The organism is Anaplasma marginale str. Florida, from assembly GCF_000215485.1.
Taxonomy (GTDB): Bacteria; Pseudomonadota; Alphaproteobacteria; order Rickettsiales; family Anaplasmataceae; genus Anaplasma; species Anaplasma marginale.
On the sequence record NZ_AFMS01000129.1, the window covers coordinates 1 to 13,413 of the forward strand.

The window sequence follows — 13,413 nt, forward strand, 5'->3', positions numbered from 1 at the left end:
CCTTGCGGAGATGCTGGTGTATGGTTGGTGCAGTTCTCCATGTGTAGTCGGGCTATTTTTGCGTCATTTGTGGTGGAAATTCACATGCATCTGTGCTTTCTCCGCGCTAGAGCCACAAGCCGAGGCCTGTGTGGGAAGCGTGCGCAGCTTTGGTAACCCTGCATTTTGAGGCGTATACTACCCCCAGCACCCACAAAGTGGGATATCCTACATGCAGGCCTACTCCCCCATTCCTAGTGTACAACTACACTGCATAACAACTTATTACATAGCTTTGGTGATGCACGGAAAGTATAAGCTGCATACGGTGTAGTTAGGCAAAATACCTAACAGCGTTACAAAAAACTTCAAAACCATCGGCATAGGTGGGCACGGGCTTGCCCGCACGCACGTTTGCATCTTTGATATCCGTCCAGTCATACCGTTGAGTGAAAAATACCGCCCTTTCGGGGTGCGGCATCATCAGAAGGGCCCGGCCATTATTTCCTGATAGTGCGGCAATATCGTATGCGGATCCATTGGGATTATGTGGAAACTGTCCGTCGGCGAGCTCACCATCAGGCCTTGTGTACTTCATCGCGACGCTGCCCCGCTCCGCAAGCCCAAGTAGTGCATTGTCTGGAGCGTAAAACCTGCCCTCACCGTGCGCAACAGGAATATACATCTCGTCTATACCCTTTAGCCATATCGAACTGCAACACGATTTGACCTTTACCCACCTGCACTGATACCTACCGACATCATTACGCACTAGGGCTATGTCAGGGAAAAATACCCTGAGCAAAATCTGGCACCCGTTGCATATCCCCAACAACAGCTTATCTTGTTCCACAAATGCCTGGATTTCCTCTCCGAGCCCGTGCAGCATACGCAGGGCAAACGCGTTGCCGGCACCCGTGTCATCACCGTAAGAAAATCCGCCGGGGACCACCATAGTGTTGAACTCTCTGAGACATTTGGGATTCAACAACAGCTCGTTGATGTGCATTACTCTCCCAGAAACACTGGCGTTTAAAAACCGCCCTGCTTCCATAAACGCGAAGAGGGTTTCCTCCTCACAATTCAGCCCATATCCGGATAAGACTACTAAATTCATGCGCTATATTGACGCTCGCAACCTAAGGCACCGGGAGTTTAGCACGATTTGACACGTCTTATATTACTTTTTACCATCTAGTGTTCTATATCATCTGGTTGGTTGTTGTGCTAAGCTACGAAGTCGTAGTGGTTGGTGGGGGGCATGCGGGGTGTGAGGCCGCGGCAGCCGCGGCGCGCGTTGGTGCGAAGACCCTGCTAATTACCCATAAAATTGGTTCAATAGGCGAAATGTCCTGCAACCCCGCAATCGGGGGTGTAGCCAAGGGTGTCGTGGTGCGGGAGGTAGATGCGCTTGACGGGTTGATGGGGCAAGCTATCGACAAAGCAAGCATACACTCTACCATACTCAACCAGAGCAAGGGCCCAGCAGTCTGGGGGCCGCGAGCTCAGGCGGACCGGGATGCCTACAGGACGGCTATGCAGGATATCGTTCTGGGTTACAAGAACCTAGAAGTTCTGGAAGCCTCAGTGATAGATTTTTCAACCGACAACGAAGCGGGAAGCCCGTGTGTTGCGTCAGTCACGCTGTCCTGTGGGAAAGTTCTGCACACAAGGAGGCTTGTTCTGGCTACGGGGACTTTCCTCGGGGGAATGATACATGTGGGGAGAGATAAGGGTATACCGGCCGGCAGGATGGGAGATAAACCTTCCACAAGGCTGGCAAAGGCTTTATGCGCACACGGCTTCATGTTGGGTAGGTTGAAGACCGGTACACCACCAAGAATTGACAGAAGCAGCATAGATTGGTCAGCCACAGCGGAACAGAAGGGTGACTTAGTCCCAACCCCGTTTTCTTTTCTATCTGATGCCATCGTTTTGCCGCAGGTCTCATGTTACATTACCCACACGAATACAAAAACGCACGAGATCGTCAGGAACAATTTGCACCTCGCTGCCTCCTGTGCATCATTAGTGGACGTCGCGGCACCTAGGTATTGCCCTTCCATAGAGGAGAAGGTTAGAAGATTCCCAGAACACAAAAGCCACCAGGTGTTTTTGGAACCAGAAGGGTTAGATTCCAACTCGGTATATCCAAACGGCGTTTCGACTTCCTGTCCAATAGACGTGCAGTTGGAAATGCTACGCAGCATAAGGGGCCTGGAAAATGTTAGGATGTTGCGCCACGGGTACACGGTCGAGTACAACTTCGTGGATCCGCGAGAGCTGCATCACACATTAGAAACCAAGAAGATCAAGGGGCTGTACTTCGCAGGGCAAATCAACGGCACAACCGGGTATGAAGAGGCGGCTGGCCAGGGAATTGTAGCGGGAGCCAATGCGGCACTGTCGCTTTCTCAGAACCATGCTCCGTTCGTTTTGAAGAGGAGTGAAGCATATATTGGGGTCATGATTGATGACTTGGTCACGCTGGGCACCAGTGAGCCTTATCGGTTGTTCACGTCTAGAGCGGAATATAGGCTGCGGCTACGTTCCGACAATGCCGACATGCGACTCACCGAAATGGGATACAATGCCGGCCTTGTCTCGGAAAGGAGGTTTGGTGTTCTGTACAACAAAAAGCAAGAGATGGATAGGTTGGTTGAGGAGCTACATCGAACCAGTATAACCCCACACACGTTGTCCAAGTGCGGCATATTCATATCCCAGAACGGAGAGAAGAAAACTGCATTTGAGTTGTTGGGTCATCCTAGCATAACCATGGACATCCTCATACAACTGTGGCCAAGCTTGAATTCCTTCAGCAGGGCCGCGCTAGCCGCAGTGGGCATCGAGGGGAAGTACGCACCATACCTTCAACGCCAAGCAGCAGACATACAGTCGTTTCTAGAAGAGGAAAATGCGTCCATCCCGGCAGACATAAGATATTCCGAGGTTCACGGCCTATCCAAGGAGGCGCAGGAAAAGCTGCAACGTGCGCAGCCGTTTTCCATAGGAGCTGCTAGGAGGATTCCTGGCATAACCCCAGCAGCGATTGCCAATATCATAATACACCTACGGTGCCGCGGTAGAGCATCTCACCAAAATAGCTAGCAAGCTGCCGCCTGCCACATCCCTATTCTTTTACTGGTCATAGACGCTGCTGTGTTCGTTTTAGATATGGCAGTTGCAGCGCACAGACCGCAGCAGCCTATTTGAGAGAATCACGGAGTCACCCACCCATGCGCGCAACTCCACGCGTGACCAGCATCCACAGCAAACGTCCACGTAGCTTTTTGAGATCACCCCTATATCCGGGGGCCTTTCGCGCAATTTGTGCTGGAGCCCCAGTGCGGATGTAGCCCTCACCCATGCAGTGTGCCAGCGCCCAGTGCGGCGGCGGGCCCGTAAAGGTTTTACAGTTCGCTAGCGCTGAGCGCGCACAACAGGCCCGGCGGGGGGTTTGTAAAATGTTCTCTGTACCCGTGAAATAACACCCAACGTGGAGAAGATTACTGAATCTGCAGTAACGCATCCACCCTCGCTGCGCGAAATCCCCCTCATTATCAAGCTATCGGTCACCCCGGTAGCTATGAAAAACGCCTCCCCTCGCACCATGTCACCGGTCGCGTACGACCTATCCATGTCTTCCACACCCACGCTTTTCGCTCTTTCACGCAGCGCATCTGTATTGAGAACCAACTTTCCCTCAATCTGCCCGCCCACAGCTGCAAGCAGGACTGCAGAAAGCACACCTTCAGGTGCGCCCCCTATGCCGAGGTAAATGTCGTTCTCCTCGCGAATCAGTGACAGCGTAGCAGATAGGTCACCGTCGTCTATTAGCTTTATGCGGACATCCAGCTCCCTTAGGCCCTCTATTAAAGCGGCGTGCCTATCCCTGTTTAGCACTACGGCTCTTAAACCAGACACGGCACATCCTTTCGCGTGCGATAGGCTATGTAGATTCGTTTTCAGATCGCCACTCAGGGATACTACCCCATGAGGCAACCCCGGACCGACAGCTATTTTATCCATGTAGACATCTGGCGCCTTTAATAAGCACCCGGATTGCGCCACCGCAATAACAGACATTGCACCATCTTTGTACAGGGCGCATGTGGTAGTACCCTCTAATGGATCAACCGCTATATCTAAAGCTGGGCCCCCAATGCCGACTTTTTCTCCAGAATACAGCATAGGAGCGTTATCTCTCTCACCTTCCCCAATGACTATTGTCCCGCTGATGCACATTTTGTTGAGCGTGGAACGCATAGAATCAACCGCTGCCTTATCAGCATCTTTTTCGTTCCCCCTACCCGCAAATCTGTGCGCCTCAATCGCTGCGCGCTCCGTTACATTGAGAAACTCCATACACAGACCATCACCCAACACGCGCGCCTACCTCTAGAAATAATCATTAACAAGTACTCAGGAGTCCATTATGATACAGCGAATGGTGAGGCAATCAACTTACAAATGTGCGTGTAGTAGCATTAATACTGGCTAGCTTCCTTCTGTACGGCTGTTTCACTCAGGAGCCGGCTCCTGTGTCCCTCAGGGGTGAGGAGTTTTATGGAAATCGGGAACGCGATGAAAATGCTGATTACCACCTAACGAGGGATTACGGCGACAGGGGGGCGGCAACAACGGCTGCACCGAAGCGCAAGTTGCTGGTGAGAGACATATCCACACGTGGTGCTCCCCCCTCAAGCGCAAAGCTCAAGCAAGGGCCCAAAAAACCTTCGCCTCCTAAGGAATGTGAGTTTGACATGCCGCTAAATGGTGGAAGGGTCGTAGAATCTGGCGCTGAAGGCGAAAAGGGCCCCTACTGTAATGACGGGGTCGCCATATTCGCAGATGGCATCGCAAAGGTCAAAGCCGCAGGAAGCGGTAAGGTCATGTACGTGGGGAAGGGTCTCCGGTGGTATGGAAGTTTGGTCATACTGGAACACAACAAATACACTATCTCGCTCTATTCTTATCTGCACGAGGTACACGTCAAGATTGGCGACAAGGTGAAGAAGGGGCAGGTGATCGCAACAATTACAAAATCTAGCCAGAGTGCGGACAGTGGGTATTTCTTCTGTTTTGCTATAAGGCGCAATGGTAAACCTGTAGACCCCGTGCAATACATCAAAAAGTGCAAAAAAAGCTGCCAAGCCCGCGGTTGCCGCTAGATAAACGCGACATGTGTTGACCAGAGTGGTCAATCTCTGGCATCCGTGCCAAAGTGCCGCGCTGGACGGGCAGTAGATGCCACAAACATTTTTGGGCAAGTAAGGAAAAATAAATATCTCTGATGTAGAGTCCGAGAGTTGTTGCAAGGATAGCGAGTACCGGATGTCAGAATATGTGTCGGAGAGACGTGCAATAAACATACTGTGTTCATACTGGGACCAGTTGCGCAATGGTAGGAATTTTCCTGCGAAAGAAGAAATAGATCCGGCAGACATCATGGAGATTTGGCCCTATTGCTTCATGCTTCAAGTCAAAGTTGCTGATGACGGCAGAAAATACGAATGCGTATACGCGGGCGAGGAGTCTGTGAGGCTTTATAAATCTGACCTTAGGTACTACTCAGAATCAGAAAATATAGTTATTTTCTTCCCGCAGATAGTCGAAGGGCTATTTGATTACCTAGAATCAGTGGTAGACAACCAGCGCCCGTTGATAGAAGAATCAGAAAAGACGACCGCTGATGGCAGTGATATAAAAATAAGGCAGTGCTTGCTTCCCCTGGGTCAGGATAACGTCGTTGATCACATAATCGGGGTCGTGGGAGGCAGAATATACTAGGTGTCGCCCATAGGGTACAGTCAATACATAGCTTCCCGCACGTATCAGAAGCCAGGCTGGGCTGTCAAGTGCGTCTTGGCATAAAAGAACCTGGGGGTGATTGACATCGCGCTGCAGTACTTATAGAATCCGCAATGTCGTGGTTTCGCCGTTTTTTCGTATGTTCTCCCTGCTTCTGCGTGACTGTGTCAGGTTGGGCGTCTCCGTGCTCGGCCTGGTTTCGGGGGCGTTGGCGGAGGGAAAGATGGCTGCTAGGCGCAAGGCTGAGTCTTGTATAAGAGACATGGGCTTTGTAAGCCGCGATGAGTTTGAGGCTATGAGTGAGTCCTTCAGGCGCTATAGTAGCAAACACGATAAGGAGTGTTCAAAGCGTGATAAGAAATAATTGGACGCTTGAGGAGGCATTGGAGCTTTTCCGTATGCCGTTTAGCGACCTCATACTCAAGGCCCACTCAGTACATGTGCAGAATTTCCGAAATAATGAGGTCCAAGTCGCGGCGCTCATGAACATCAAAACCGGGAGCTGTCCGGAAAACTGCCGCTATTGCGCCCAGAGTGCACACTACAACACAGGCCTTGAAAAGAAATCCCTATCCACTGTTGAAGAAGTCAAAACAGCTGCGAAGAGGGCAAAAGAAATTGGGGCTGACAGATTTTGCTTCGCGGCAGCGTGGCGAAATTTGCATGACAGAGATTTAGAAAAGATCTGCCAATTCGTAGAAGCAATAAAAAGCGAAGGGTTGGAGAGCTGCGCGTCCCTGGGCATGTTAAAGCTCGATCAAGCACAAAAACTAAAGGAGTCGGGCCTAGATTTTTATAACCACAACGTGGACACTTCCCGCGAATTCTATCACAACGTGGTCACCACACGTACGTACGAGGAGAGGCTGGAGACCGTGCGCAATGTCCAGCAAGCGGGCATCAAAGTCTGCTGTGGAGGAATACTGGGTATGGGTGAAAGCACCGAGGATAGGGCAAGTATGTTGGTGACTCTAGCAAATTTGGAGCAACATCCACTCTCTGTACCAATCAATCGTCTCGTTCCGATCGAGGGCACCCCTATGGAAGGCAACCCGAAGATTGACAATATTGATTTCGTCCGCACCATCGCGGTTGCGCGCATCATGATGCCCGCGTCCTACGTGCGCCTTGCAGCAGGAAGGGGGGAAATGTCGGAAGAGATGCAGGCGCTGTGTATGTTGGCAGGAGCGAACTCCATATTTTGTGGCGAGAAGCTTCTAACCACGCCAAATGCCAGACCAGAAGACGACCAGCGGCTGTTTTCGCAGTTAGGAATCACGCCTTCCCGTGCGGCTTGCACCACTTCCGATGCGCAGCTTGCGTGAATACCTCTCCCTCCTCCATCTAGATATACCCCGGCTTGGCGTGTTTCCACGGGCTTGTCATGCAGTCCGTTGGCCGCGGTGGCAGCGCCACAAGCGAACGTCACTCATGCAGATGCTTAGTGTAGTGAGGTCCGCCACGTCTGTGGTTACAGAATACAATAAAACCGGAGCTTGCGTGGCTGGGTATCACAAACCATAGGCTTGCGCGGCTCCGCGGTATTGTATAGAATCGGGCCCCAGGTGGAGAAGTAGCCGCTGTGCCGCGTTGTACAGAGGAAAGTCCGGACTCCAAGGGAAGATGGTGGCAGGTAACTCCTGCCGGGGGTAACCCTAGGTTAGGGCCACAGAAAATTACCGCCTCTACGAGGTAAGGGTGAAAAGGTGCGGTAAGAGCGCACCGTGCTCGTGGTGACACGTAGCAGCCAGGCAACCACCACCAGGAGCAAGGCTAAGAAGGGTATTGTGTCTTCTCTCATGTTACCCGGGTAAGTCGCTTGAGGTAAGTAGCGATGCTTGCCCCAGATGAATGGCTACATAAACAGAATCCGGCTTATCTCCACCTGGTCCGCATGTAATCCATCGGCACGTAACAGACGCTCATGGGTTGCATCTTCACAGAGTATCCTGCGCTGTAGCACATCGGCTCCGCAGTTCCCGCTCGGCTGGTGCGTGTTTTTACGTGCGCCACCCACAACTGCAGCAGACTTTTTGACTATGTAAAAATTTAATGATCTGCAATAATGTGGGGCTGTTCCTCAAACACGGTGGCCGCCGTATGATATTCAGAATTGCGGTTGATGACATCTTTGACCCCAGCAGAAAACTCGCATATGTTGTCCGCACCCCAAACAAAATAGGCACGGAAGACGTTTTACGCGTCAGAGGCCTACTATCAAACAACACAACTAGCAAGTGCTACGCTTTTATATACGAACACGATATGTACGCACCTGGAGCACACGGGTACAGAAATATAGAATCTGGCAAACCTTATGACTTATTTGAAATTCTAGGAGCAACCTGGTCAGTGGAGATAGGATACCTTCCCGGGATGACCGACAACGTGGGAAACTCGGCGGCTCAGATAATTCGTGATTTTTTATGCATTGAAGACGTCCTGGTCCGAACGTCGGAGAATTTTTTCTTCAAAGAAGAGCCAGACCGCACTGCACGCAACTACAATCCACTGGTGCAGTACTGTAAGCTGGTACACACGAAAGCAGAAGGTGTTTTTGAAGTAGAATTCCTAGGCAATAAAAATGTGTGCGCCATTAACCGCTCAATAGCAAACCCTATTATAACCCCGCACCCGATACCATTCATCATGGCCCCTGATGTTGTGGGCGAGGGGGTAGAGGAGGACGTACGTGCGGTAGACTTGCATGTTAGCGATGAGGAGCTTGAAAAAATTAGCAAGCACGGGATTGACGGACGCGGGCCGCTCAATTTGTCCTTGGAGGCCATGCACGCCATTCGCACATACTTTGATGGCGAAAACCGCCCACCAAACGACATAGAGCTAGAAACCCTGGCGCAGACGTGGTCAGAGCACTGCAAGCACAATATATTTTCCGCCCAGATAGATGAGATCAAAGAGGGGTTGTACAGACACTGCATAAAGCGCGCAACTTCCGACATAAACTCACCGATGTGCATATCGGTCTTCTCCGATAATGCCGGAGCCATAACATTTGATGACGATTTTCTCGTAGTAGCCAAGGTGGAAACGCACAATAGCCCCTCCGCTCTTGACCCATTTGGAGGAGCAGAAACTGGTGTTCTGGGCGTGAACAGGGACATAATCGGGTTCGGTATGGGCGCAAAACCGATTATGAATTCGTACCACTTTTGTTTTGCAGACAACCTGGAACAAAAGCTGTACAGAGACCGGGAGTGCTTGGAGGAGATACTGCCACCGCGGAAAATTGCGGATGGGGTAATACGGGGAGTAAACTCGGGAGGAAATTGTTCGGGCATCCCAACCACCATTGGGACATCATACTTCGATAACAGATTCTGCGGCAAGCCGCTAGTTTTTGTCGGCAGCATTGGGATTATACCACGCACAGTCTGTGGGCTGCCAGCACATGTCAAGACCGTGCAGGATGGAGATTACATAGTGGTAGTTGGCGGTAGAGTGGGAAGAGATGGAATCCACGGTGCCACGTTTTCTTCACATGCGCTAAGAGAGGGAATAGGCGCTACTGTGGTGCAGGTAGGTAGCCCTATCACACAGAAAAAACTGTCTGATGCAATAATCAAGCAGGCAAGGGATTTGGGGCTGTATAATGCAATAACAGACAACGGGGCAGGCGGCCTTTCTTCTTCCGTCGGTGAAATGGGCGTGAGAGGATTTAATGTTGAGCTGGACAAGGTCCCCCTCAAAACACAAAGCATGCTACCATGGGAAATATGGGTGTCTGAATCTCAGGAGAGGATGACGCTTGCTGTCCCTCCCAGCAAGTATCAAAAACTTGCAGAAATTATGCAAATGCATGACGTAGAAATCAGCATCATTGGAGAATTCAACAGCACTGGACGGGCAGTTGTCACGTACAATGGTAAGGTCATCATGGACATAGACACAAGCTTTCTGCACAACGGCGTTCCTAGATTAACCCTTACTACTGAAAAACAATTTTACACCCAACAACAGTCAGAGCTAAGAACAAACACCTCAGTAGCGGAGGATTTGCGCAACATTATTGGGCGCAAAAATATCTGCAGCAAAGAGTATATAATCTCGCAGTACGATCATGAAGTACAGGGGTCTTCCGTCATAAAACCGCTACAGGGCGCGGGCAGAATATGTGGAGATGCAGTAGTCCTTCGCCCTGTACCCTCATCCAAAAGAGGAGTAGTCACGTCTCAGGGGTTTGGATGTAGATACGGAGAGGTTGATCCTTACAGGATGGCAGCTTGCGCCATTGATACCGCAATACGCAATTACGTTGCAGTAGGGGGCAATATAGACCACCTTGCACTCATCGATAACTTCTGCTGGTGCAGCGCAACCGAACCTGGCAGACTCTGGCAACTGAAGCAGGCAGCCAAGGCTTGTTATGACTATGCTACTGCGTTTGGTACGCCCTTCATATCTGGGAAGGATAGCATGTTCAACGATTTTCACGGGTATAACAGCGCTGGCCAACCGGTGCGTATTTCCGCTCCGCCCTCTCTGCTGATTTCCACGCTTGGCATTATTGAAAATGTAGAAAGTGCTATCTCGCCCCACGTCAAGGGAATGGACCCAATCTACATCCTGGGTACCACCTATAACGAGCTTGGCATGTCAGAATATCAGGCCTATAGCGGACTAAATAGTGGTAGCGTTCCCTCAGTAGATGCACAAACTGCCAAGTTGATGTATCGTAAGTTCCACCATGCCACAATCCGCGGCATAATAGCCTCCGCAATCGCGCCAGGCCTCGGTGGACTGGCAGTTGGTTTGGCCAAGGCCCTCATAGGGGGCAGGCTTGGCGCCGAAATAGACCTATCTGCAGTGCCTACAAGCGGAATACCGAAAGATGAAATGTGGGAAAAGTCTATTATGTTCTCAGAATCACAAAGCAGGATAATCGTAACTGTACATGAAGACCGCAGCGCAGAGTTTGAGTCAATCTTCTCAGAAGTCCCGCATGCGCGCATAGGCAGAACCACGAAAGATTATATGCTAAAAATTACAGACGTTGCAGAAGTGTGTCTGCATGACCTCGAAGCCAGCTACAAAGCGTTCAGCAATAGCCATTATGCCGACCACTGTGCGGAAAACTTATAGTGGAACCGGCGAAATCATAGCCCAATACAGTTGAGAAGCATTCCGCGGGCCATCATACGCAAGATTTACACAAGGCTGGCGGCCTTAGGCCGAGCAGCACCGTCAACCTCACACGTTTGAACCACGTGCACGGCTGTTATGTAGCCACAACTTTGAACCACACACTCATGATGCGCAATGCGGCACGGATGCGACACGTCGCGTATTTACAGTCTAGCATTGCGGCGCATTGGTGAGATTGTGCACACCGTTTGCGATACATAAACCGTACTAATACGCACACTTGATGCACATAGTTAAACGTCTACCCAGACCTACTGTACGGCTATAGAACCGCGGGTGCTTCCAACTTTGGCACAATACGCATAAAACTTGTACCCACCAACCTATACCCGCCAACCTACGGCTCCGCATTTTAGCAGTATAGGTTGCCCTGGAAGATTAAAGCCTCACGCCCCACAGGTGGACATATGGGGCCAATGCGTTAGATGGCAAGCTCAAAAATCACTCGCTAAAATTTCGCGGCAATGCAACAATGCCTTGCATGTTCCAACAAACAACGGAAATGTAGACGTGGTGGTGCTGGCACTGGGTAGCAACGTTGGCTCGAGAAAGAACAATTTAGAGGCTGCTGTCAGGCTGCTCCCCATCTACAACGGGCATTGTTCGTATATATACGAAACCAGGGCTTTGCTACCGGATGGGGCACCTACTTGGTGGGACATGCCGTACCTCAACATGGTAATGTGTGGCTACGTAAATCTGTCTCCAGATGAGCTGCTGGGGTGCATAAAGCGCGTGGAGTATACTTTGGGAAGAAGCAACACTGGAACATGGGGCCCAAGACCTATAGATGTGGACATACTACTGTACGATGGCCTGTCGATGCAGAGTGACGCCCTCACTATACCGCACAAGGAGATGCACAAAAGAGATTTCGTCCTCGTACCAGCATGCGATGTCTGCGCTAGGTTCCCCCATACTGTGCTCAAAACCACGCTAGAAACTATTCTATCGTCAATGCAGGAAGTAGATGTGGTCAAAAAGTACGGCCCGCTGAGCTGCACCCGTACATAGCCTCGGATCGTGTTGTACGTTCTGTAACGAGGCCTTACTACAGCCGAGGGGACTATCAGCCGCTAGCCTGGCTGCCACCACTATCTGGCCGTGGTTTCGGTTCCTGTTGTGCCTCGTATATTCTGCCACCACATTCATCTACGTAGCATACATCATAGTCGTTTTTACACAGGGCGTCGCAGCGTCGCGTGCTGCAGGAATCTCTTTTATCCCTGAAGGTAGGCTTGCCAATACCTATCTTGAAGGAGCCACCTGTGCATCTATATTGAGATTCGCACCTGAAGGCACAAAAAGTGTCTGAACTGCAATTGGAAATGCATGCGCTCTTCCGCGCTTCGCACGAACTTATCCTGTCACGCTCCTCCTGCCTCTTAATAAAGCCGTCGAGCATGTCCATAATGCCACCGATGTACCGAGAGGCACTGTTCCTAGATTCCCGCGCCTCACACTCTTGGGATTTGTCTTGACATTTCCTGTAGCAGTCATTCCTGGTATGTGCACACCGCGCTACACACGCCCTACCCTCAACACTCGCGGGCGGCTCATATACGGCCCTGCGTGCATGCTCTTCCGTGGTGATACACGAGGATAGCAGCGCACAAGCAACTATGCAACAAAACCCGGATTTTTTCCACACTCCGAACACAGCAACCCTGACGCATAGAATGTATAGTGCACAACTTAACCCATGGTAGTAAACAAAGAATTATTAACTCGCTGCTCAATTGCAGGAAAGGCGTTACATTACCGTGCTTTGCGCACCTCTTCCATGTCTTCTATAACTCGCAGCTGCACGCTGCCATTTTTCAGGTACGTTTTGGACAGCGCAGCATATTTTGCAAATTTCTTGTTGTCACCTTCGACGAAAAATCTGTTAGCCATGGCAAAATAGGACATGCCAACATTGCCAGTTCTACCGTAAACTATTGCAAGGTTCTTCCAGACCAATGGGTTTTCTTTTTCTTGATAAGACACTTGCTCTAAATACTGAAGCGTCTCATGAGGATCTTTCAACATCAGCGCCTGGGCCAATTCTAGTTTTATCATAGAGTTTTCAGGAAGCAGACCAAGCGCGGTTTTATAGTCTGACACAGATTCCTCTATCCGACCAAGCTTGTAGAAAATATGGGCGCGCATTTCATACAAGTACGGGTCGGACGGCTTCGCCTCGATTAAGAGCCCCAGCTCCCTGAGGGCGTCATCCGTGTTAGCCTTTCTGTAGTTGAGTATAGACTTCATGTATGGGGATAGTGTGCCACGCTCAAGAAATTGCACAGGTGTCAAAAACGCCTCTGTCTTCTCCACAACGCGCCCAAAGCTGGCTATATCGTCATCAGAAAAGCCCTTAACCGCGTTACTCCTCGAATAGCTGCTAACCTTCGCCAAACGGTGCTCACTAACCGGGTGGGTTGATAGGTATTGATCCTTCTCCGCCTCTAC

At 50.7% G+C, this 13,413-nt stretch carries 11 protein-coding genes and 1 other RNA gene; 8 read left to right on the forward strand and 4 right to left on the reverse strand.

What is annotated here, in order from left to right; translation table 11 throughout:
* Positions 1–313: 313 nt before the first annotated feature.
* Positions 314–1,096, reverse strand: a complete 783-nt coding sequence (locus tag GAC_RS03510) for a phosphoribosylformylglycinamidine synthase subunit PurQ (protein WP_010268224.1) — start codon at positions 1,094–1,096, stop codon at positions 314–316.
* Between the two features lie 80 nt (positions 1,097–1,176).
* Between GAC_RS03510 and mnmG the strand changes: the two genes are divergently transcribed.
* Positions 1,177–3,090, forward strand: a complete 1,914-nt coding sequence (gene mnmG, locus GAC_RS03515; protein WP_012659062.1) for a tRNA uridine-5-carboxymethylaminomethyl(34) synthesis enzyme MnmG — start codon at positions 1,177–1,179, stop codon at positions 3,088–3,090.
* A 312-nt stretch (positions 3,091–3,402) separates the two neighbouring features.
* Here the strand turns inward: mnmG and glpX are convergent, their stop codons facing one another.
* The gene (glpX, locus tag GAC_RS03520; protein ID WP_011114519.1) at positions 3,403–4,368 is read right to left on the reverse strand and encodes a class II fructose-bisphosphatase; all 966 of its coding nucleotides are present in this window, start codon (positions 4,366–4,368) and stop codon (positions 3,403–3,405) included.
* A gap of 155 nt (positions 4,369–4,523) precedes the next feature.
* Here glpX and GAC_RS03525 point away from each other — a divergent pair, with 155 nt between their 5' ends.
* From GAC_RS03525 to folK, 7 genes are all read left to right on the forward strand, one after another.
* A complete protein-coding gene (locus tag GAC_RS03525) occupies positions 4,524–5,153 on the forward strand; it encodes a murein hydrolase activator EnvC family protein (protein WP_241759968.1) in 630 nt (209 codons plus the stop codon).
* 163 nt (positions 5,154–5,316) lie between these two features.
* Entirely contained in the window at positions 5,317–5,772 is a 456-nt protein-coding gene (locus GAC_RS03530) for a PAS domain-containing protein (protein ID WP_011114520.1), read from the forward strand.
* 100 nt (positions 5,773–5,872) lie between these two features.
* Complete coding sequence (locus tag GAC_RS03535) at positions 5,873–6,157, forward strand: hypothetical protein (RefSeq protein ID WP_011114521.1); 285 nt, start codon at positions 5,873–5,875, stop codon at positions 6,155–6,157.
* Positions 6,144–7,118, forward strand: coding sequence for a biotin synthase BioB (gene bioB / locus GAC_RS03540; protein WP_010265738.1), 975 nt, complete (start codon positions 6,144–6,146; stop codon positions 7,116–7,118). Before GAC_RS03535 ends, bioB begins: the two co-directional genes overlap by 14 nt.
* A 236-nt stretch (positions 7,119–7,354) precedes the next feature.
* Positions 7,355–7,686, forward strand: an RNA gene (gene rnpB, locus GAC_RS05320) — RNase P RNA component class A.
* Positions 7,687–7,893: 207 nt separating this feature from the next.
* Entirely contained in the window at positions 7,894–10,896 is a 3,003-nt protein-coding gene (locus GAC_RS03545) for a phosphoribosylformylglycinamidine synthase subunit PurL (RefSeq protein WP_029209887.1), read from the forward strand.
* 540 nt (positions 10,897–11,436) lie between these two features.
* A complete protein-coding gene (folK, locus tag GAC_RS03550) occupies positions 11,437–11,973 on the forward strand; it encodes a 2-amino-4-hydroxy-6-hydroxymethyldihydropteridine diphosphokinase (RefSeq protein ID WP_241759824.1) in 537 nt (178 codons plus the stop codon).
* Positions 11,974–12,028: 55 nt separating this feature from the next.
* Here the strand turns inward: folK and GAC_RS03555 are convergent, their stop codons facing one another.
* Together GAC_RS03555 and GAC_RS03560 are read right to left on the reverse strand one after the other, a co-directional pair.
* Positions 12,029–12,619: a hypothetical protein gene (locus GAC_RS03555; RefSeq protein WP_010268256.1), complete on the reverse strand. Its 591-nt coding sequence runs from the start codon at positions 12,617–12,619 to the stop codon at positions 12,029–12,031.
* Positions 12,620–12,717: 98 nt separating this feature from the next.
* Positions 12,718–13,413: tetratricopeptide repeat protein (locus tag GAC_RS03560; RefSeq protein WP_037349476.1), on the reverse strand; the 696-nt coding region annotated here is incomplete at its 5' end.

Coding starts and splice junctions, on each gene's coding strand:
- GAC_RS03545 (WP_029209887.1), top strand. CDS start 7,894: ATGATATTCAGAATTGCGGTTGATGACATCTTTGACCCCAGCAGAAAA.
- GAC_RS03510 (WP_010268224.1), bottom strand. CDS start 1,096: ATGAATTTAGTAGTCTTATCCGGATATGGGCTGAATTGTGAGGAGGAA.
- GAC_RS03530 (WP_011114520.1), top strand. CDS start 5,317: ATGTCAGAATATGTGTCGGAGAGACGTGCAATAAACATACTGTGTTCA.